At 71.0% G+C, this 20,230-nt stretch carries 16 protein-coding genes; 12 read left to right on the top strand and 4 right to left on the bottom strand.

Annotated elements, in window-relative coordinates:
* Positions 1-33 precede the first annotated feature (33 nt).
* From ABIE45_RS15580 to ABIE45_RS15570, 3 genes are all read left to right on the top strand, one after another.
* A complete protein-coding gene (locus ABIE45_RS15580; RefSeq protein ID WP_192708799.1) occupies positions 34-957 on the top strand; it encodes a lytic transglycosylase domain-containing protein in 924 nt (307 codons plus the stop codon).
* Between the two features lie 86 nt (positions 958-1,043).
* Positions 1,044-1,946: an alpha/beta hydrolase gene (locus ABIE45_RS15575; protein WP_192708714.1), complete on the top strand. Its 903-nt coding sequence runs from the start codon at positions 1,044-1,046 to the stop codon at positions 1,944-1,946.
* 127 nt (positions 1,947-2,073) lie between these two features.
* Positions 2,074-3,399 (top strand): O-antigen ligase, encoded by a 1,326-nt coding sequence (locus ABIE45_RS15570; RefSeq protein ID WP_192708713.1) that lies wholly within the window; start codon positions 2,074-2,076, stop codon positions 3,397-3,399.
* 28 nt (positions 3,400-3,427) lie between these two features.
* Here the strand turns inward: ABIE45_RS15570 and ABIE45_RS15565 are convergent, their stop codons facing one another.
* Positions 3,428-5,185: a pyrroloquinoline quinone-dependent dehydrogenase gene (locus tag ABIE45_RS15565; protein ID WP_373622361.1), complete on the bottom strand. Its 1,758-nt coding sequence runs from the start codon at positions 5,183-5,185 to the stop codon at positions 3,428-3,430.
* 74 nt (positions 5,186-5,259) lie between these two features.
* Positions 5,260-5,787: an ankyrin repeat domain-containing protein gene (locus tag ABIE45_RS15560; protein ID WP_192708712.1), complete on the bottom strand. Its 528-nt coding sequence runs from the start codon at positions 5,785-5,787 to the stop codon at positions 5,260-5,262.
* Positions 5,788-5,926: 139 nt separating this feature from the next.
* On the opposite strand from ABIE45_RS15560, the gene ABIE45_RS15555 reads away from it, so the two are divergent.
* A complete protein-coding gene (locus tag ABIE45_RS15555) occupies positions 5,927-6,145 on the top strand; it encodes a hypothetical protein (protein ID WP_192708711.1) in 219 nt (72 codons plus the stop codon).
* 15 nt (positions 6,146-6,160) lie between these two features.
* Here ABIE45_RS15555 and uvrB read toward each other — a convergent pair whose 3' ends face one another.
* Positions 6,161-8,908 carry an excinuclease ABC subunit UvrB gene (gene uvrB / locus ABIE45_RS15550; RefSeq protein WP_192708710.1) on the bottom strand — a complete coding sequence of 916 codons (2,748 nt, stop codon included), beginning with the start codon at positions 8,906-8,908 and terminating at the stop codon, positions 6,161-6,163.
* Between the two features lie 300 nt (positions 8,909-9,208).
* Between uvrB and ABIE45_RS15545 the strand changes: the two genes are divergently transcribed.
* From ABIE45_RS15545 to ABIE45_RS15515, 7 genes are all read left to right on the top strand, one after another.
* Positions 9,209-9,826, top strand: a complete 618-nt coding sequence (locus ABIE45_RS15545; RefSeq protein ID WP_192708709.1) for a hypothetical protein — start codon at positions 9,209-9,211, stop codon at positions 9,824-9,826.
* Complete coding sequence (locus ABIE45_RS15540; protein WP_192708708.1) at positions 9,813-10,202, top strand: transcriptional regulator; 390 nt, start codon at positions 9,813-9,815, stop codon at positions 10,200-10,202. Before ABIE45_RS15545 ends, ABIE45_RS15540 begins: the two co-directional genes overlap by 14 nt.
* Before the next feature lie 77 nt (positions 10,203-10,279).
* Positions 10,280-11,005, top strand: a complete 726-nt coding sequence (locus tag ABIE45_RS15535) for a di-trans,poly-cis-decaprenylcistransferase (RefSeq protein ID WP_192708707.1) — start codon at positions 10,280-10,282, stop codon at positions 11,003-11,005.
* Positions 11,006-11,047: 42 nt separating this feature from the next.
* Positions 11,048-12,271 (top strand): bifunctional phosphopantothenoylcysteine decarboxylase/phosphopantothenate--cysteine ligase CoaBC, encoded by a 1,224-nt coding sequence (coaBC, locus tag ABIE45_RS15530; protein WP_192708706.1) that lies wholly within the window; start codon positions 11,048-11,050, stop codon positions 12,269-12,271.
* A gap of 107 nt (positions 12,272-12,378) precedes the next feature.
* The gene (locus ABIE45_RS15525) at positions 12,379-12,795 is read left to right on the top strand and encodes an FKBP-type peptidyl-prolyl cis-trans isomerase (RefSeq protein ID WP_192708705.1); all 417 of its coding nucleotides are present in this window, start codon (positions 12,379-12,381) and stop codon (positions 12,793-12,795) included.
* A 36-nt stretch (positions 12,796-12,831) separates the two neighbouring features.
* Entirely contained in the window at positions 12,832-14,202 is a 1,371-nt protein-coding gene (locus tag ABIE45_RS15520; RefSeq protein ID WP_192708704.1) for a Wadjet anti-phage system protein JetA family protein, read from the top strand.
* Positions 14,195-14,821, top strand: a complete 627-nt coding sequence (locus ABIE45_RS15515) for a DUF4194 domain-containing protein (protein ID WP_192708703.1) — start codon at positions 14,195-14,197, stop codon at positions 14,819-14,821. Before ABIE45_RS15520 ends, ABIE45_RS15515 begins: the two co-directional genes overlap by 8 nt.
* Positions 14,822-14,889: 68 nt before the next feature.
* Here the strand turns inward: ABIE45_RS15515 and ABIE45_RS15510 are convergent, their stop codons facing one another.
* A complete protein-coding gene (locus ABIE45_RS15510; protein WP_192708798.1) occupies positions 14,890-16,566 on the bottom strand; it encodes a methyl-accepting chemotaxis protein in 1,677 nt (558 codons plus the stop codon).
* A gap of 176 nt (positions 16,567-16,742) precedes the next feature.
* On the opposite strand from ABIE45_RS15510, the gene ABIE45_RS15505 reads away from it, so the two are divergent.
* Positions 16,743-20,180: an SbcC/MukB-like Walker B domain-containing protein gene (locus ABIE45_RS15505; protein WP_192708702.1), complete on the top strand. Its 3,438-nt coding sequence runs from the start codon at positions 16,743-16,745 to the stop codon at positions 20,178-20,180.
* Positions 20,181-20,230 lie beyond the last annotated feature (50 nt).

Below are 20,230 nucleotides of genomic sequence, written 5' to 3'. Positions count from 1 at the left end.
AAACCGGAGGTCGCTACAAGCGCCGGTGTGACCATCTCACGCCTGCGCCTCGGCGCGCTGCTCGCCATCCTCGGCTTCGCCTTTGCGCATCCGGCGGCCTCCGCCCCGTCGGAAGGGGCTACCGAGACCGTCGAGCAGGCGCTCTGCCGGCTGATCGACGAGTCCGCCAAGGCCCGCGGCCTGCCCGTGCCGTTCCTGACGCGGCTGATCTGGCGTGAGAGCAGCTTTCGCGTCGGCGTCGTGAGCCCCGCGGGCGCGCAGGGCGTGGCGCAGTTCATGCCCGGGACCGCGCGCGAGCGGGGCCTCCTCGACCCGTTCGACCCGGAGCAGGCGATCCCGCACGCCGCCCACCTGCTGGCCGACCTGAAAAGGCAGTTCGGCAATCTCGGGCTGGCCGCGGCCGCCTATAACGGCGGCGCGACGCGGGTCAGCAAGTGGCTCACTGGGGACGGCGGGCTGCCTGCCGAGACCCGCGCCTACGTGGCTGCCATCACGGGCGTTCCGGCCGACGACTGGCGGACCGGCCCCGCCAAGGCGATCGAGTTCCCGGAAGGCGGGGCGTCCGAGAAGACCGAGAAGCCGGAGAAGCCCGAGCAGAAGGAGGCGAAGACGGAGGCGCCCCAGACCTGCCTGCAGGTCACCGCCAGCCTGCGGATCCCGGCCCGCGGCGACCGCTTCGCGCTCGGGCTCAACGAGGGCCCGGCGGCCCCCTGGGGGATCCAGCTTGCCGGCAACTTCTCCAAAGCGCTGGCCCTCCAGAGCTTCAACCGTGCCCGGAGCAGCTATGCGGGCGTGATCGGCGAGGTGCGGCCGATGATCATCGGGACGCGCCTGCGCAATCGCGGGACCCGCGCCTTCTACCGGATCCGTATCCCGGCGCAGAGCCGGCAGGCGGCCGACGACCTGTGCGGCCGGATCCGGAAGGTCGGTGGCGCCTGCATCGTGCTGCGAACCTGATTTTTTTCCGGTGTTCGCCGCCGGACCGTCATCAATCCGCCCTGAGCGCGATGCGGTATGGTCCGGTCGGGACAACCGGATGGGATATGACACGTCTGCTTACCGCGTTCGCCAGCCTCCTCTGCCTCGGCCTTGCCGCGTTCGGCTTCACCGCCGCCTCGCCGCTTGCCCTGTTCGACGCGATCGGTCCGCGCGATCCGGGTGGCCGCCTCGCGGCCAAGGACCAGCCCTTCGGTGAGGGACCGCGGCGGCAGCTCGACGTCTACGTCCCGACGGCGGCCGCCGAGAACGCGCCCGTGCTGGTGTTCTTCTACGGCGGCTCCTGGCAGAGCGGCTCCAAGGACGACTACGCCTTCGTCGGGCACGCGCTCGCCGCGCAGGGCTTCGTCACCGTGTTGCCCGATTACCGGCTCTATCCGGACGCCCCGTTCCCGGGCTTCCTGGAGGACGGTGCGGCGGCCCTGGCCTGGGTGCGCGACAACATCACGACCTTCGGCGGCGACCCGCGCCGCATCGTTCTGGCCGGACACTCCGCGGGCGCCTACAACGCCCTGATGCTGGGCCTCGACACGCGCTACGTGACCGCCGCCGGCGTCGATCCCAAGGTGATCAAGGCCGTCGCGGGCCTCTCGGGACCCTACGACTTCCTGCCCCTCGACCAGGACACCACCCTCAAGGTTTTCGGGGACGCGCCCGACAAGGCCGCGACGCAGCCCGGGACCTTCGTCGGCCCGCTCTCGCCGCCCGCGTTCCTGGCGACCGGCGACGCCGACACGGTGGTGAAGCCCCGCCACACGGTCAGCCTGGCCGCCAAGCTGCGCGCCGAGCACGTTCCGGTCCAGGAGCGGCTCTATCCCGGGCTCGACCACAAGGACACGCTCCTGGCGCTGTCCGTAACCTTTCGCTCCAAGGCGCCCGAGCTCGCCGAGATGGCATCCTTCCTGATGCGGCAATCGGCCGGGCGCTCGCAGTACACGATGCGGCGCTGAGCGGCGCAGCCCGGCGTCAAGGTTATCACGCGATCGTCGGGACGAAGCTTTGATTGCCCATCGCACTGGATCCGTCCGCCGCTAGAATGACCAAGGCCGCAGAGCGCGGCTTTCGCGGTGGGATGGGATGGCTTCTGCGGGCGCGGCAACCGGGATCCGGGTACAGGAGCGGCAGCGCGGCACCGCGGCGCGCGATTTGCCGGACGTGCTGCGCGTTCTCCTGAACGGTGCGGTCTTCGTTCTCCTCTGGAACCACATCTGGCTCGTCGACCTGTCCGACCGGTCGATCCTGGCGGCCTCCGAGGAAGGCAGCCTTCTCACACAGGCGCTCTTTCTTTCGACCGGTGTCGCCATGGTTGCGGCCATCCATCGGATCGGCTTCCGGCATCTCCGGCCGCTGGTGACAGGCCCGCTCGTGCTGTGCGCCGTCTGGCTGAGCGGGACGGCTCTTCTCTCCATCGAGCCGAGCCTGTCGCTACGACGGCTGGCCCTGTTCGCCATCGCCGCCCTGCTCTCGGCGGGCGTGCTGATCGTGGCCCGCTCTCCGCGGCAACTCGCCCTGACCATGGCCGGGGCCGCGCTGGTGATCGTGCTGTCGTCCTACCTCGCGGTTGCCCTCGTTCCGAACCTCGCCATCCACTCGGCCTTCGACGTCAATTCCGACCCGAGCCATCCGGGGCTCTGGCGCGGGATATTCCCGCAGAAGAACGAGGCCGGTGCCGCCATGGTCATCCTGGTGATCGTCGGGCTCTACGTTGCGCGGGTGGCGAGCCGCGTCCTCGGCTGGAGCATCGTGCTGCTGGCCGCAGGATTCCTAATCGCCAGCGGCTCCAAGACCGCGATCCTGCTCCTGCCGGTGATCCTCGTGATCACCGGCCTCTGCCAGATCCTCACGGGCGGGATCATGCGGACGCTGCTGCTGCTCGGCCCGATCGTCGGATTCTCGCTAATCTCGATCGGCTCGGTCCTGGTGCCGTCGATCCAGGACGCGGTGGGGGCGCTCCTCACCAACGCCACCTTCACGGGGCGCAGCGAGATCTGGCAGTTCGCCATCGACAACATCCTGGTCCGCCCTTGGCGCGGCTGGGGGCTCGGGGCGTTCTGGATGACCGAGCGCACCATGTATGGCGGCTCCGAGGAGCTGACCTGGGTCAACACCGTCGACCACGCCCACAACGCCTATCTCGACACGGCTTTGATCGGGGGCCTGCCGTTCCTCGCGCTGACCGTGGTGGCATTCGTGCTCGCGCCCGTGCGCGACCTTCAGCGCGTAGCGGGCGGAACCCGCCTCGACGCGGAGACGATGCTGTTCCTGCGGCTGTGGTTCCTGGGGCTGGTCTCGGCCTCGTTCGAGACGGTGCTGTACAACGGCAACAACGCCACTTGCTGCATGTTCATGATGGCGGTGTTCGGCCTGCGCCTGCGGACGCGCTACCCGATCGCACGCGACTGACCTGTTCGCGCCACGGGCTCGGCCGCGGTCAATCGGGCAGCGCGAAGACCAGGAGCGCGTCGCCGGTGCCGAAGCCTGACGCCTTGGTGAACGACGCGCCGCCCGCCGCGACCGCCAGAAACTGTTTGCCGTCCAGCGCGTAGGTCATCGCCGGCCCGCTGATGCCGGCCCCGCACTGGAAACGCCAGAGCACGCGGCCATCGCGCGCATCGTGTGCGTCCAGATGCCCATCCTCCTCGCCGGAGAAGACGAGACCGCCGGCGGTCGCCAGCGTGCCGCCCGACAGCCGGCTCGCCGACCGCACCGACCAGGCGATCTTGCCGCCATCGCCGAGATCGACGGCCGTCAGGGTGCTGAAGGACGGCTCGTCCCTGGCCTCGCCGGTCTCGGTGTAGCGGATTTCCGGCCGCCCGGCGGCCGCCGGCACCGTCTTTACCGTGTAAGTCGTCGCCCCGTGGCGGACCTGCACGTAGGCGCGCCGCCCGTCATATGCGGTGGGCGGCCACGACACGGCGCCGAGGGGACCGGGCGCCACCACGGTGCCCTGCGGAGTCGGCGGGGAGAACAGGTTCTTCTGGTCGATGAGCGGGGCCGAGCGCGCGATCAGCCGGCCCGTCGCGCGGTCGTGGACATAGATCCAGCCGGTCTTGCTCGCAGAGGCCACGGCCTTGGCGCCGCCCGGCATGTCGAGCAGGAACGGCGGCGCGGCGACGTCGTAGCCCCACTCGTCGTGCGGCACCTGCTGGTAGTACCAGCGCAGCGTGCCGGTCTTCACGTCGAGGGCGACGAGGCACATCGTGTAGAGGTTGTCGCCCGGTCGCGAGAGGCCGAAATTTTGCGGGGCCGGGTTGCCGGTCCCGAGGAAGATCAGGCCGAGATCCGCGTCGTAGGCCGGCGTCATCCAGAGGGAACCGCCGCCGACCCGCCAGGCGTCGCGATTGGCCGGTGCGGCTGCCTTCTCGGCGGCGATGTCGCGGTGGAGCGGCGTCCCGTCGGCGGTCTTCTCGACGAAGCCGCCCTCCCAACCCTCCGACGGCGTGACGTACCAGCGCCAGCGCTCCTCGCCGGTCTTGGCGTCGTAGGCCGCGAGCCAGCCGCGCCGCCCATATCCGCCCTCAATCCCGACCACCGCGCCGCCGTCGAGACCGCCCGCCTCGTCCTCGATGTGGAGGCCGTAGCCCGCGCCGGTCACGCCGACGATCACCAGCCCCTCGACGACGAGCGGCGGCATCTTGAAGCCGAGGCGGCTCGATCCCTGCACGGGCTTGCCGCCGAGCGTTGCCGCGAGGCCCGAGGCGGTCTCGCTCTCGCCCTCCTCCGGCCGGACCGCCTCCTTGTCCCAGACGATCTTCCCGGTCTTCGCGTCGAGGGCGATCAGCCGTCCGTCCATGGTCGCCTCGAAGACGAGGCCCCCGGAAACGGCCAGTCCGCGGTTCGAGGGCGGTCCGAAGATCTTCTCGGTGCGCGGCTTGTGTGTGTAGGTCCAGATCGGCTGGCCGGTGCGCGCGTCCAGCGCCGCGACGTTGTTCTGCGTCGAGGAGACGTAGAGCGTCCCATCGACCATCACCGGCTGAGCCTGGAAGTAGCCGGTGACGCCCGTCTGGAAGATCCAGGCTGGGCGCATGCGGCCGACAGTGTCGCGGTCGATCTGGGTGAGGTCGGAGAAGTTGCGGTTGCTGGGATCGTGCCCGAAGGCGGGCCAGGGCGTCTCGGCGGCGGATGCTGCGCCGAAGGACGCGATCTGCACGAGGCAGATCAGCGCGGCAGTTCCGAGGGATCGCGGCAAGACTCTGCTCCCGGGTGGGGCGCCTGTCGCGCCCGTGCGTGTCGGCTCGACGGTGCAACGCGCGGCGACGTGCACTACCGCCGCGCTGCCCCGTCGAGCTGCCCCGGCGTCGCCTGGGCGCCCATGGCCCGGGCCATGTCGGCCGCGCTCTGGCCTGCGGCGTCGCGGCGATCCGGATCGGCGCCGTGCTGGAGCAGCAGGTCGACCATCTCGGTCCGGTCGAACATGGCTGCCGTCATCAGGGCCGTGCGGCTGCCGCTGCCGGTCCCGTCCACCGCGGCCCCGTGCTGGAGCAGCAGCTGCGCCACCGCCAGATCGTTCTTGAAGGCGGCACCTGCCAGCGGCGTCTGGCCGCGGTCGTTGGCGAGCTCCGGGTCGCCGCCGGCCTCCAGGATCACCCGCGTGGCCTCCTCCTGGCCGTTATAGGCGGCCAGCATCAGGAGGCTGTCGCCCTTGTCGTTGCGCAGGTTCGCCGGCAGGCCCTGCCCGAACAACTCGGCAAGCTCCTCCGCGTGGCCAATCCGCGCGTACTGGAACACCCGGGCCGCGAAGGCCAGGGTCTCGTCGTCGAGGGCCGGGGGCGTGTTCGTCTCGGATGCCATCGTGTGCTCGTCTCTCGCCGGCGGCTGATCTGGGCCGGTGCGGCATTCGAGTCCAGGGCCGGCGGGAACAGTTTCGTTGGGATGCTCGTTCCAGCCGCCAACCCGGGTTGATAAGGCCCGGCGCCTCCGGAGCGCGACGATGCCCCGACCCTTCGAGCCTTACGCCGACGCGCTACGCACCGCGCGCGACATCGTCCGCGAGCGCGGCGTTGCGGTCGCCGAAGCGGCCGTGCAGGCGGATCCGCGCGCCTACGACGAAGCGTGCAACGCCCTCGTGCTCCGGATCGCCCAGGCGATCGTTGATGCGGGCGAGGCCGCGACGATGCATGGCCGAGGCCGGGATCACGAGGCCGCTTGAGGCCGAGACGGGCGGTCAGCCCCGTCGCCGCCCGCCACCGCCCTTGTATTTGGGCTTCTGCCCGCCGAGCCCCTGCGTCGAGCGCGGCTTCGGCCGCTCCTGCCAGACCGGCGCCGTGCCGCCCACGGGCAGCTCCCGGTCCGTCCCCGGACCCATATTGTCGAGGTCCGGCTTGGCGATGCGGCTGCCCCCGCCCCCACGCGGCGCCTTCCGGCCGAACTTGCCGGCCTCCCGCTCCACGTCGCTCTGCCGCGCCATCGGGTCGTCGGAGACCAGCAGCTCGGTCGCCTGAAGTCGCTTGAGCTCGTCGCGCAGTCGCGCCGCCTCCTCGAAGTCGAGGTCGGCGGCCGCCGCGCGCATGCGCTTCTCGAGGTCGGCCATCACGGCCTTGAGGTTGTGGCCGACCGTGATCGCGTCCTTGGCCAGCCCGGTATCGACCTGGACGTGGTCGCGCTCGAACACGCTGCTCAGGATGTCGGCGATGCCGCGCTTCACGCTCTGCGGCGTGATCCCGTGCTCTTCGTTGTAGGCGAGCTGCTTGGCGCGGCGGCGCTCGGTCTCGGCCATCGCCCGCTCCATCGAGCCGGTGATGTTGTCCGCGTACAGGATACAGCGCGCGTCGGCGTTGCGGGCCGCGCGGCCGATGGTCTGGATCAGCGAGGTCTCCGACCGGAGGAAGCCCTCCTTGTCGGCGTCGAGGATCGCCACCAGGGCGCATTCCGGGATGTCGAGGCCTTCGCGCAGCAGGTTGATGCCGATCAGCACGTCGAAGGCGCCGAGCCGCAGGTCGCGGATGATCTCGATCCGCTCCAGCGTGTCGATGTCGGAGTGCATGTAGCGCACCCGGACGCTGTTCTCGTGGAGGTACTCGGTGAGGTCCTCGGCCATGCGCTTGGTGAGCGTGGTCACGAGCGTCCGGTAGCCGGCCTGCGCGACTTCCCGGACCTCGCCCAGCAGGTCGTCGACCTGACTGCGCGCCGGGCGGATCTCGATCACCGGGTCGACGAGGCCGGTCGGGCGGATTACCTGCTCGGCGAACACGCCGCCGGTCTGCTCCATCTCCCATTTGCCGGGCGTCGCCGAGACGTGGACCGTCATCGGCCGCATCGCGTCCCACTCCTCAAAGCGGAGCGGGCGGTTGTCCAGGCAGGAGGGCAGCCGGAAGCCGTATTCGGCCAGCGTCGCCTTGCGGCGAAAGTCGCCCCGGTACATGCCGCCGATCTGCGGCACGGTGACGTGGCTCTCGTCGGTGAAGACCAGGGCGTTGTCTGGCAGATACTCGAACAGGGTCGGCGGCGGCTCGCCGGGCTTCCGGCCGGTGAGGTAGCGGGAGTAGTTCTCGATGCCGTTGCAGGCGCCGGTGGCCTCGATCATCTCGATATCGAAGGTACAGCGCTGGTCGATGCGCTGCGCCTCGATGAGGCGGCCCATCTTAGTGAGTTCCTCGATCCGGCCATTCAGCTCGTGTTTGATGCCTTTGATCGCCTGCTGCAGCGTCGGGCGCGGCGTCACATAGTGGGAGTTGGCGTAAACCTTCACGAACTTCAGCTCGGAGATCGTCTTGCCGGTCAGCGGGTCGAACTCGACGATGCTCTCGACCTCGTCGCCGAACAGGCCGATGCGCCAGCCGCGGTCTTCCAAGTGGGCGGGCCACAGCTCGATCGAATCGCCGCGGACCCGGAAGGTGCCGCGGGCGAAGTCGGACTGGATGCGCTTGTACTGGAGCGCCACGAGGTCGGCGATCAGCTGGCGCTGCTCGATCCGCTCGCCGAGCGAGATCGTGAACGACATCGCCGTGTAGGTCTCGACCGAGCCAATACCGTAGATGCACGAGACCGAAGCGACGATGATCACGTCGTCACGCTCCAGCAGGGCGCGGGTCGCGGCGTGGCGCATCCGGTCGATCTGCTCGTTGATCGAGGATTCCTTCTCGATGAAGGTATCCGAGCGAGGAACGTAGGCCTCGGGCTGATAGTAGTCGTAGTAGGAGACGAAATACTCGACCGCGTTATCGGGGAAGAACGCCTTGAACTCCCCGTAGAGCTGCGCGGCCAGCGTCTTGTTGGGCGCCAGGATCAGCGCCGGGCGCTGCGTCTCCTCGATGATCTTGGCCATCGTGAAGGTCTTGCCCGAGCCGGTGACGCCGAGCAGGACCTGGTCGCGCTCACGGGCCTGCACGCCGCTGACCAGTTCGGCGATGGCCTTCGGCTGGTCGCCGGCCGGTGTGAATTCAGATTTCAGCGTGAACCGGACGCCGCCCTCGGATTTCTGCGGTCGCTCCGGGCGGTGCGGCACCCAGGTCTGGCCGTCCTTGAACAGCGGATTGCCCTCGGTGAGCAGCCGCTCCAGGGCCGTGACGGTGGCCGAGGCGCCGCCATCGGCGCCGGGATCCGGCAAGTCCGCGCCTTCCGGCGCCGGACCATCCTCCGGCGGGGTCAGGCCGAGGGCCTGGGCCAGCCGCGGATCGACATCTGCCGCGTTGCCGAGTGCGTAACCGGCCTGCGGCGCCTCCGCGAAGCCGTCGCGGGCGATCTCGGCCCGGCGCGTGGCCGCCTTGCCGTCACCCTTGCCGGTGCGCCCTTTCACCTTGCCCGGCCGCGCGGGCGGCTCAGGGGAAGGCTCGATCGGAGCCAACCGATTGCGGTTGAGTGCCGGGTTCAGCAGCTCGGCCAGATAGGTATCGAGGGGCTTCAATTCGGGCTTCGACGCCTTGGCGGACGAGGCCGTGACGGAAGCGGCGCGCGATTTCTTCGGAGCGGGCATGGTATCAATATGGGCTCGGCGCCCGCCGCGAGAAACCCTTTTCGGCGCGGAGTTGTTGCCGCTTTCGTCGATGCCGCGGTCGATTCAGCCGGCGCGCGACATCCAGGACCCCAGCGGCAATCCATCAGCGAACGGTTGAACGGGCGCTGCCGACGAGGCGCGTCCGCAACGACGGGCAGGCGCCGTGTCGGCTCATGCTGAGAAATATCGCCCCATGACCTGCACGAACCGGCTTGCGGTGCCCTTGCCGGGCCGTTACTTTGCGTTACAAAGCATGATGCAGCCCGGGGCATGAGGCACATGCAGGACCTGGACAAGGCGCTGGCCGATATCGTGGCGATCCGCTCGCAGATCGCCCGGGACACGACGTTCCGCGGACTCGGGGCTGCGACGGTTGCGGCCACCGGCGGCCTTGCCCTGGCCTGCGCCACGGGTCAGGCCCTCTGGCTCGGCGACCCGGCCGCGCGGACCGGGATGTTCTTCGGCGTGTGGATCGCGGTTGCCCTCGTGGCCTTCGCGCTGATCGGCATCGAGGCGATCCGGCGCAGCCGCCGCCTGCATTCCGGACTAGCCGACGCGATGGTGTGGAACGCCATCGAGGTCTTCCTGCCGGCTGCCGGCGCCGGCGCCTGTCTCGCCCTGGTGATCGCCCGATTCGCGCCCGGCGAGGTCTGGATGCTGCCGGGCCTTTGGCAGATCCTGGTCGGGCTCGGCCTGTTCGCGTCGGCGCGCATCCTGCCGCGGGCCGTGCAGGGCGTCGGCGCCTGGTACCTGCTTGCCGGGCTCGCCGTGCTGGCGGTCTCGGCCGAGACGCGAGCCCTTTCCCCCTGGACCATGGGCCTGCCCTTCTTGGTCGGTCAGGTCTGGCTGGCCTGTATTCTCCATCACGGCGCCCGAGCCTTCGATGACGATCTCTGACCGAACCGACGGGCGCTTCTCATACGAAGGGCTCGACAGGACGATCCACGAGCGGGCGCGCCTGAGCGTGCTCACATCCCTGGTTGCGCATCCGAAGGGCCTGCCCTTTCCGGATCTCAAGCGTTTGTGCGGGCTCACGGACGGCAACCTGAGCCGGCATCTCGCCGTGCTGAGCGAGGCCGATCTCGTCAGTCTGGAGAAGGGCTCGGCCCATAACCGGCCGCAGACGGTATGCCGTCTGACGGCGACCGGACGTCAGCGCTTCATCGGTTATCTCGGCGTCCTCGAACAGGTCGTCAGGGATGCCGCAGAGGCCGCCGACCGAGGGCCCGAATCCGGGCTGCGCAGCCTCGATCCGGCCACGAAAGCAGTGTGAGACCGCACGATCCCGTCCGGATTGTTAACGATAATCCGATAAACCTCAGCGAAACGCCCATGCCGGGAGACTTTACGATGCAAAGCGAAGCGGTGGCGAGGGCCCTGCACGCCGCGATCATCATGGACGGCAACGGGCGCTGGGCGACGCAGCGCGGGCTCCCGCGGTTGGCTGGCCATCACCGCGGCGTGGAGGCGATCCGGCGCACTGCCGAGGCCTGTCCGGATTTTGGGATCGGCACGCTGACGCTCTACGCCTTCTCGGCGGACAATTGGCAGCGCCCGGTCGAGGAGGTCGGAGGCCTGATGCGGCTCCTGCGCTCCTACCTGCGCAACGAGACGCAGCGCCTGGCGCGCACCGGGACGCGCCTCAGCGTCGTCGGCAGGCGCGACCGGCTCCCGGACGGCATACCCGAGGCGATCGCGGCGGCGGAGGCCGCCACGGCGTCGGGCAGCCGCCTGCACCTGCGGATCTGCGTCGACTACTCCGCCCGTGACGCGATCATCGCGGCCGCGCAGGGCCTGCAGAACCAGGAGGGCCTGACGCGGGAGAGCTTCGGCGCGCTGGTGGCGGGCGCGATGCACGGGTCGCCGGTCGACGTCGACCTGCTGATCCGGACTGGCGGCGAGCAGCGGCTCTCGGATTTCATGCTGTGGGAGGCAGCCTACGCCGAGCTGCACTTCACCGAGCGGATGTGGCCCGATTTCGGTCCCGACGACCTCGCCGCTTCCGTGGCCGAGTTCGCCCGCCGCGAGCGCCGGTTCGGAGGCCTCAAGGCGCCCGCCGTCCCAGCCGCGGCCTGAGTCCGGCTTGACGCGCGCGCGCAGCCGCGCAGAGGGTCCGGCATGACCGAGACCCTCGCCAACCGCCGCGTCCTCCTCGTCATCGGCGGAGGTATCGCGGCCTACAAGGCCCTTGATCTGATCCGGCGCCTGCGCGAGCGGGGCGCCAGCGTCTGCCCGGTTCTCACCGCGGGAGCCCAGGAATTTGTCACGCCCCTGGCGGCGGCGGCACTCGCCGGCGAGCGGGCCCATACCGACCTGTTCGACCGGGCCGCCGAGGCCGAGATCGGCCATATCAAGCTCGCCCGGCAGGCCGATGCGGTCGTCGTTGCGCCCGCCACCGCCAACCTGATGGCCCGCCTCGCCGGCGGCCACGCCGCCGATCTGGCGACCACCGTGCTCCTGGCCACCACCCTGCCGATCCTGATCGCGCCGGCCATGAACGTGCAGATGTGGGCGCACCCGGCCACGCGACGCAACCTTGCGATTCTGGAGGACGATGGCGTGCGCGTGGTCGGCCCGAATGCCGGCCGCATGGCGGAGGCCGAGTCTGGCCCCGGACGCATGGCCGAGCCCAACGAGATCGCCGATGCGCTGGAGACGATGCTGGGCGCGGATGGCGCGGCGCGACCCCTCGCCGGACGACGGGTGCTGGTGACCTCCGGCCCCACCCACGAGCCGATCGACCCGGTGCGCTACCTCGCCAACCGCTCGTCGGGCCGGCAGGGGCATGCCATCGCGGAAGCGGCCGCGCGGGCCGGCGCCATCGTCACCCTGGTCTCCGGGCCGGTGACGATCCCCGATCCGCCGCGCGTGACCGTGGTGCGGGTCGAGACCGCCCGGGAGATGCTGGCCGCCGTCGAGGCGGCGCTCCCGGCCGACATCGCCGTCTTCGCCGCGGCGGTGGCCGATTGGCGGCCGGAGCACGAGGCCGGGACCAAGAAGATCAAGAAGGACGGCAGCGGACCTGCCCCGCTTCCCCTCGCCGAGAACCCCGACATCCTCGCGACGATCGCGCGGATGCCGTCGGGGCGCCCGCCCCTCGTGGTCGGGTTCGCCGCGGAGACCGACGCGGTGCTGGATCACGCCCGCGCTAAGATCGCCCGCAAGGGCTGCGATCTGATCGTGGCCAACGACGTCTCGGCTGAAGGCGGCGTCATGGGCGGCGTCGACAACGCCATCCACCTGATTCGCCCGGACGGCGCGGTGGAATCCTGGCCGCGCCTCGGCAAGGACGAGGTCGCCCGCCGGCTGGTCCAGCATCTGGCCGGAATGCTGGGCGGCTGACCGTCACCGCGCGCGGCCCGTCATGACCCGCCCTGGCCTCGTCGGACGTGAGCCGATAGAAGCGCTCGGACGGCCGGCGCGTACGGCGCCGGCTCCAGGGAGAAACCATGCCTCGCCTGTCCCTCATCGCCGGAGCCGCGTTGATCGCCATGAGCACAGCCGCCAATGCCGAGACCGTCACCCTGCCCTCCGGCCTGAAGTACCAGGACGAGGTCGTCGGGACCGGGCCTGAGCCCAAGGCCGGTCAGCAGGTCACCGTCCAGTACACCGGCTGGCTCGACGAGGGCGGCAAGAAGGGCAAGAAGTTCGACTCCTCCCGCGACCGCAACCAGCCCTTCTCGTTCCCGCTCGGCGCCGGCCAGGTGATCAAGGGCTGGGACGAGGGCGTCGCCACCATGAAGACCGGCGGCAAGCGCACCCTGATCATCCCGCCGCAGCTCGGCTACGGCGCCCGGGGCGCCGGCGGCGTGATCCCGCCGAACGCCACCTTGATCTTCGACGTCGAGCTCCTCGGCGCGAAATAACGTCACGGCTGCGCGGACGGCGAGAGTTCCGACGAAATGCTGTTCGCGCAGCTGCCCGACGAGCTGTTTAAGCCGCTCGCGGCTCCGAGCCGCGGCTTCAATGCGGCCCTGCTCCTGCACCTGCATCGGCGCGTCCTCGGGGCCGAGCCGGTGCGCAAGGCCGAGTTGCTCGCCGAGATCGGCGACTTCACCGCGGGCTGGAGCGATCCGGAGGTCAGCGGCGACGAGCCGATCTCGGCCGATCCCGCGGAGCGCCGGACCGCGCTTTACCGGCGCCTCCTCGACACCGGCTGGCTGATCGAGCGCCGCGAGCGCTACGTGCCGGTGGTTGAGTTTGACCCCGAGGCGCGTCTCCTCCTCGAAGAACTGTCCCGCCTCGAACGGGGCGAGACCCGCTCCTACGGTGGCGCCGTTTTGGAGGTGCTGGGCGGGCTGGAGAGCGCCCTGTCGGACCCGGCGAACCGCTCGGAGGCCCTGTCCAACGCCGCCCGGGCCGCCGCCGCCTTCCTGTCGCATGTGCGCGGGCTCGCCGCCGGCATGCGCAAGGTCGAGGAGCGGATCCTGCGCGAGCCGGACCGGGCCAAGACCTTCCGGCTGTTCTTCGAGGATTTCGTCGAGCGCCACCTGATCAGCGATTACCGGACGCTGCACACGCGCTTCAACCCGTTCCGGTTCCGCGCCAGCGTGGTGCGCGAGGCGGGCCGGGCGCTACGCGACGCGCTCACCCTGCGGGCGCTGGCCGAGGGCCTGATCCGCGAAGGCCGCAGCCCCGATTTCGACACCGCCCAGCGGGCGGTCCGGGCCGACTTGGCCCAGATCCTCTCGGTGTTCGAGGGGCTCGACAACCATCTCGATGCCGTCGACGCCGTCGTGGCCCGTCTGGAGCGTCGGATCGGCGCCGCCCTGCACGTCATGGACCGCCCGGATCCGAGCGGGGTCGAGCGCGCCGCCGCGATGCTACGGGCCATCGGCGGTTCGGAGATCGCGCCCGACGTGCCGGCCGACGTCTCCCAGCTGCGGCCACCCATCGGCCACGCGCATCTTCAGGCGCCGCGGGCGCGCAAGAGCGCGATCGACATGGAGCCCCTGCCCGACCTGGAGGACGATCCCGTGGTGGACGCCTTCGCGGCCGCCAAGGCGGAGTTCCGGCGCCGCACCACCGTGACGCCCGAGAGCATGACCGCCTTCGTGGAGGCGCGGCTCGGCAAGGCCGTGCGGCTGCGCGGGTCGCAGATCGTCATCGCGGGCGTCGACGACTTCGTCGTGTTCCAGCGCCTGCGCGAGATCGACGTGCTGTTCGACGCGCGGCTCGGCGAGCGCTACGCCGTCACGCGTCTGCCGGAACGGGTGGTCAACGGCTGGCTCGACTGCCCGGATTTCCTGTTGGAGCGACGTCCCCGTGCTTGAGGGCTTCCGCGCCATCATCGACGGCGACGAGCCGCCGCCGCCCGGGGCCCGGGCGCCCGATGCCGAGGAGCTCAGCCGCGCCCTTCAGGTGCTGCTGAAGGGCCAGGTGATCTACGCGGACACGCAGGGGATCGGCCGCTCCTACGAGCTTGCCCGGCACTACGCGCCGTTCTTCACCGACTATTTCGCCTGTCTTGGATACGCACTCACGGTCTCGCACCGCGACCAGATGGTTTCGCTGAGCCCGTCGGCAGACGCGCCGCGCCACGACATCGTCTCGGAGCGCCTGCGCAAGGACGAGACGCTGGTGCTGCTGGCGCTCCGACTCCTGTACGAGGAGGGCCTGCGCGACCACCGTGCCGGCACCGACGGGATCGTCGAGTGCACCACCGACGAGATCGTCGAGAAGATCCGGACCGTGGCGCGCAACGAGCCGCCGGAGGAAGGCCGGCTCGCCGACATCCTGCGCATGTATGCCAAGCGCGGCGGGCTGCGGCTCGGCGAGCGCGACCGGGTCGAGCGGGTCACCCCGCTCTCGCTCCTGCCGGGTCTCGCCGTGCTGGCCTCGGATGCGTGGCTGGAGCGCCTGCGGGCCTGGTCGGAGGCCGGCGAGGCCTGAGGCCGGCGCCCGTTGATGACGGGGGCGGCCGGGCTCCTCACCCGTAAGCCCCCGCCCCCGGTTTCCGCTCAGGCCGCCCGGACGGTCGCCAGGAAGCGCTCGACCTCGCTGCCGAGATGGGCGGCCTGGCGGGCCATCTCGGAGGCCGAGGCCAGGACCTGGGCGGCTGCCGCCCCCGTCTCCTCGGCGGCCCCGGCGACGCCGCTCACGTTGGCGGTGACGGCGTCCGTCCCGGTCGCGGCCTCGGCGACATTGCGGACGATCTCCTGGGTGGCCGCGCCCTGCTCCTCCACGGCGGCCGCGATCGAGTTCGCCATGCCGCTGATCTCGCGGATGCGCCCGGCGATCCCCCCGATTGCCTGGACGGCCTGTCCGGTCGAGCCCTGGATCTGCCCGATCTGCGCGGAGATCTCGGCGGTGGCCTTGGCGGTCTGGTCGGCGAGCGCCTTCACCTCGGAGGCGACGACCGCAAAGCCCTTGCCCGCCGCGCCGGCGCGCGCCGCCTCGATGGTGGCGTTGAGCGCCAGCAGGTTGGTCTGGCTCGCGATGGCGGAGATAAGGTCGACGACCTCCCCGACCCGCCGCGCCGCCGCACTCAGCTCCTGGACCAACTGGGCGGTCGCGCCGGCCTCCTGGACGGCGGCCTGCGCGAGGTCTGCCGAGGAGCCGACCTGGCGCCCGATCTCGTTGACCGAGGAGCCGAGTTCCTCGGCCGCGGCGGCCACCGTCGTTACGTTGGTCGAGGCCTCCTCGGCGGCCGCGGCCGCGCTGGTCGACTGGCCGGCGGTCTGCGTCGCGGTCGCGGTCAGGCTTTGGGCGGTGGCCTGAAGCTGCGTCGCCGCGGCGGTGACGGAGCCGACGATGCCGCCGACACTCGCCTCGAACCGATCGGCCAACTCCTGCGCTGCCTGCCGGCGCTGCGCCTCGGCACCGGCGCGGGCGAGCGCGGTCTCAGCCTCCAGGGCACGGGCATGCAGCAGGTTCTGCTTGAACACGTCCACGGTCGCCGACATGTCGCCGATCTCGTCCCGCCGCTGGGCGAAGGGCACCGCGGCCTCCGTGTCGCCGTCCGCGAGGCGCCGCATGGCCTGCGTCATGGCCGCCAGCGGGCGCGACACGCCGACGAAGGCGTAGAGCATCGCGCCGAGGGCGATCAGCACGGTGACGACCAAGATGGTCACGGTGGCCTGGACGGCTTCCGTCTGGCTCTGGCGGGCGACCTGCCCGGCGGCCGCGCCGGTCTTGATATTGAGGTCGGCGAGAGCCCGGGTGGCGGTCGAGGCCGCCAGATAGTTGGCATTCATCGGACCGCGGAAATAGGCGAGCGCCTGCTCGTGCGCATCGGCCGGGAAAGCCCGCAACCGGTCCCAGTCCTTTTCCTGGGCCGCGAGCTTGGTCAGCAGATCCTCGTAGATGGCCTGCTCCTCTTTCGAGGCCACCAAGGCGCGGTACGCCTCAACCTTCGCTTGGCGGCTGCGGGTCATCTCGTCCGCATTCTTCAGGCTCGTGTCCCGCTCGGCCTGCGTATCTGCCGTGACGTATCGGAACTGCCACAGTCGGGTCCGAAGCACGAAGGCGTTGATGGCCTGGGCCTCGTTGATCGACGGGACGGCGTTGTCGAGAAGCTCCGTCAGTCGCTGATCGACCGCCTGCATCTTGTACAGGGTGACGCCGCCCTGGATCATCGCTGCCAGGAGCAGCAAGATGAACAGGCCGCTCAACTTCGTTTTCAGGCTCAGGCGCATCGATCGGAACCGGGTCATCGGGCGAGATCCCAGCGGCATGAGCAAGTTGTGCTAAAATTGTCATAACTCGTGGTCGTGTCCCGCATCCGGGCGGCGACCCGGTCGGCTTGCATACGCGGCCGAACCCGGCCAACTGGGCCGGCCGAATTCCTGACAACGGTCCGACGCCCCGTCTCGTGTACGTCCTCACCGACATCGCCATCTCGAACTGGTACCTGATCCGCCGCGAGCAGATTCGGCTGCGAGGCGCCGCCGCGCTCGTCGGGCCGACGGGGGCCGGCAAGTCGACGATCTTCGATGCCGTCGGCACGGTTCTGGCCGGCAACAATGCGAGCCGCCTCGCCCTCAACGCCTCGGCCTCCGGCCGCAGCGCCCGCACGGTGCGGGACTATTGCCTGGGCTGGATCAGCGACCCGGCGGAGGGCGGTCGCCCGACGCGGGAATCCTGCGAGACCGTGCTCGCCCTCGTGTTCGAGAACCCCGAGTCGGGGCGCGTGGTCACGGTCGGGCTGGCGCTGGCGGCGCGCGCCGTCGAGCCGAAGGAGACCGTGCTCTCGCGCTTCATCGCGGTCGGGCACCGGTTCGAGATCGCCGATTACGCCCGCACCGCGCCGGGCGGCAGCTACACGGCGCCGTGGAGCGAGATCGCCGCGGACCTGCGCGCCCGGGCTTCGAGCTTCACGGAATACCGCACCTCCGGCGAGCGCTTCACGGCGGACATCCTCGCGACCCTGCGGGAGGGCGCGATGGCGCCCGAGCCCCGCCATTTCCTGCGCAGCTTCGCCAACGCGGTGGCGTTCAAGCCGATCTTCGACACCAGCGCCTTCGTGCGCGCCTTCGTGCTCGACCCGGAACCGCTGGACGTCGAGCGCGTCCGCCTCTCCATCGCCAACTGGCGGCGCCTCCTGGAGACGATCGCCGAACTGGAGACACGCCTCGGCCGCCTGCGGCGCCTGCGGGACCGTTACGAAACCTGGAGCGAGTCGGTGCTCGCCGCGGCCACGCACGACTTGCGCGCGGCGAGCGCCGAGCTGCGCCGCCGCAGCCTCGACCTGATCGCCGTCCGTACGCGTCTGCGCGAGGGCGCCGATACCCTGCGGATTGCCCGGGAGCGTGTCGCCGCGAGCCGCGCCTTCGTGCGGGAGATCGACGGCGAGATCGCCGAGAAGAAGGCGCTCGCCGCCGCGAGTGCCGCGGAGGGGCGGCTTGCCGCCTCGACCCTCGGCCTCTCCATGCTGGAGCGGGACCGCAAGGAACTCGCGGGCCGGGTTGCCGACTTGGTCAGCCTCGTCGGCCAGATGGGCAAGCTCCAGGCGGTCGCCCCGATCCTGCGGCCGTCCAGCCCGCAGGCGGCGCGGCTCGCCGAGGCCTGTGCCCGGGCCGGCCTGCGCAAGGAATCATCCCCGGAGGAGATCCTGCGCCCCGACGGTCCGCTGGCCGAGCTGATCGACGGGCTGGCGCGGTTGCCCGATTTCGACGAGGCGCTGGAGCGGGCCGCCGAGGACGCGGCCCTCAAGGCGCGCGCCCAGGAGAGCGAGGCGGAACGCACCGCGCCGCGCACCGGTGCCGGGCCGACGGCGCGGCTGTCCTCCGACACGGTGGCGTTCCGCGGCGAGCTCGAGCGGCGCGGCATCACGGCGGTGCCGATCTGCGAGCTGGCCGAGATCGTCGATCCGACCTGGGGGCCGGCCCTCGAAGCCTTGCTCGGGCGTGCCCGCGAGGCGCTGGTCGTGGCGCCGGACCGGCTGAACGAGGCGCTCGGCGTCCTGCAATCCGGCCGTGATCGGTTCCATCGCTGCATCCTGGTCAAGACCACCGACACCGCCAAGCAGCGGGCGCGCCGCTACGATGACGGGCCGCTCACCGTCATCGAGGCCAGCGACCCGCACGCTGAGGCGTTCCTGGGGGTGCGGCTGGGCGGCTACGACCTCGCTCGGGACGATGCCGAGCTCGCCCATCTCGCCCGCGCGGTGGCGCCGAGCGGTCGCACCACCGCCGGCATGGCCTATTCGGTGACGCGCAGCGTCGACCTCCTGATGACGCGCGGCCAGCGCGGGCCGACCGCCGATAGCCGCCGTGCCCACGAGGTGGCGGTCGCGGAGGCGCGTCGGCTGCGCGGCGAGGCGGCGGTGCTGCGCGAGGCGGCCCGCACGGCCGCCGCGATCCGCGCCCGCATCGCCCGGGGTCTCGACGACATCGAAACCCTGCGGACCGAGATGGACGGCCTGGATGGGCGGCGGCGAACCCTCCAGACCGAGCGCGAGGGGATCGAGAAGCGCGACACGGCCGGGCTCACCGCCGAGATCACCGCACTGAGTGCGGAGCGCGCCGGCTACCTGCGCGAGTTGTCGGAGGAGCTGGAGCCGAAGCTCGACCGCCTGCTCGCCGACGAGGCGGCACTCCGCGCCCGGCTCGGCCCGGTGCGTGAGGCCGCCCGCGCAGCCCTGGCGGCGCGGCGCGCGGCCCTGCGCCAGCTCACGGGCGGCGATGCCGCCCGGGTGCGGCTCGCGCGCTCCGAGGTGTTCGATGTCGGCATCATCGCCGAGGCACGCCGTGCCCTCGCGGGGCTCGACGCCAAGGCCGCCGGTTCGCGGGCGACCACCGAGCGCACGCTGGCCCGGGAGGCGGCCGACGCCGCCCGGTCGCATGGCCGGATCGCCGAGCGGGAGCTGGCGGAGGCCTGCGCCGCCTGGCGGGTCGAGAACCCGCTCAATGCCGGAGATGCGCCCGCGATCGATGGGTTCGCCTGGGTCAGGCGGGAGTACGAGGCCGTGGAAGGTCACGAGCTGCGCCGCTATCGCGCCCAGGCCGAGCGGGCCGAGACCGAGATGCGCCGCCTCATGACGGAGGACCTGCTGACGCGTCTGGCCGACCGGTTCGAGCGCGTCCACGCCAAGCTCGCGGCCCTGAACGAGCGTCTCTCGGCCCGCAGCTTCACCGGGCAGACCTACGCGTTCGAGGCGGCGGTGGACCGCCGCTACGCCGCCGTCCACGCGCTCGCCATCGAGACGGCTCGCTCGCCCGAGGCCGCCCAGGCGCTGTTCGCCGGCGAGGCCGAGGGTCCGATGGCGGCGGCGCTGGAGGAGATCACCGCCCTGATCGCCGGCGCGGAGGATGCGGCGCGGCTCGCCGATTACCGCAACTACTTCGTCTACGAGATCGGCATGCGTGACCGGGCGGGCAACCGCACCACCATGTCGGCCCGGGCGCTCCGCGGCTCGGGCGGCGAGGCGCAGGCGCCGTTCTACGTGGCGATCGCGGCCTCCCTGGCGAGCGCCTACTATCCCGGCGACCGGCCGGGCGACGAGAATCCGGGCTTGGGGCTGTGCCTCCTCGACGAGGCGTTCTCGAAGCTGGACGTGCGCAACAGCCAGGCGCTGGTGGATCTCTACCGGGCGTGGGGGCTGCAGCTTCTGATCGCGGCGCCCGAGGACAAGCGCACGACGCTCACCGAGGTGATGGACACCATCGTGACGGTCTACAAGAGCCCGGATCTCACCTCGGTCCGGATCGAAGCCGAGCATCCGCTCGAGGCTGCCCGGCGGGCGCTGCACGCGATCAATCCCGACCAGGTCGGGATCGAGGGGTTCCGCCACTCGGACGCGGCGGAGTGAGCCCCGGGGACCCGGGGCGGAGCTTGCGCTGCCGTCCCCGGTATCCCCGT

Origin of the sequence: Methylobacterium sp. OAE515 (assembly GCF_041806315.1) — a bacterium.
GTDB lineage: Bacteria > Pseudomonadota > Alphaproteobacteria > Rhizobiales > Beijerinckiaceae > Methylobacterium > Methylobacterium tardum.
This window is presented reverse-complemented; position numbering and strand designations above follow the sequence as displayed.

Bases quoted from the DNA above. Each gene is read 5' to 3' on its own strand.
- ABIE45_RS15555 (WP_192708711.1), top strand. From the start codon at position 5,927: ATGCCCCGACCCTTCGAGCCTTACGCCGACGCGCTACGCACCGCGCGC.
- ABIE45_RS15510 (WP_192708798.1), bottom strand. From the start codon at position 16,566: ATGCGCCTGAGCCTGAAAACGAAGTTGAGCGGCCTGTTCATCTTGCTG.
- ABIE45_RS15520 (WP_192708704.1), top strand. From the start codon at position 12,832: ATGCTGTTCGCGCAGCTGCCCGACGAGCTGTTTAAGCCGCTCGCGGCT.
- ABIE45_RS15540 (WP_192708708.1), top strand. From the start codon at position 9,813: ATGACGATCTCTGACCGAACCGACGGGCGCTTCTCATACGAAGGGCTC.
- ABIE45_RS15525 (WP_192708705.1), top strand. From the start codon at position 12,379: ATGCCTCGCCTGTCCCTCATCGCCGGAGCCGCGTTGATCGCCATGAGC.
- ABIE45_RS15560 (WP_192708712.1), bottom strand. From the start codon at position 5,787: ATGGCATCCGAGACGAACACGCCCCCGGCCCTCGACGACGAGACCCTG.
- coaBC (WP_192708706.1), top strand. From the start codon at position 11,048: ATGACCGAGACCCTCGCCAACCGCCGCGTCCTCCTCGTCATCGGCGGA.
- ABIE45_RS15570 (WP_192708713.1), top strand. From the start codon at position 2,074: ATGGCTTCTGCGGGCGCGGCAACCGGGATCCGGGTACAGGAGCGGCAG.
- ABIE45_RS15545 (WP_192708709.1), top strand. From the start codon at position 9,209: ATGCAGGACCTGGACAAGGCGCTGGCCGATATCGTGGCGATCCGCTCG.
- ABIE45_RS15575 (WP_192708714.1), top strand. From the start codon at position 1,044: ATGACACGTCTGCTTACCGCGTTCGCCAGCCTCCTCTGCCTCGGCCTT.
- uvrB (WP_192708710.1), bottom strand. From the start codon at position 8,908: ATGCCCGCTCCGAAGAAATCGCGCGCCGCTTCCGTCACGGCCTCGTCC.
- ABIE45_RS15535 (WP_192708707.1), top strand. From the start codon at position 10,280: ATGCAAAGCGAAGCGGTGGCGAGGGCCCTGCACGCCGCGATCATCATG.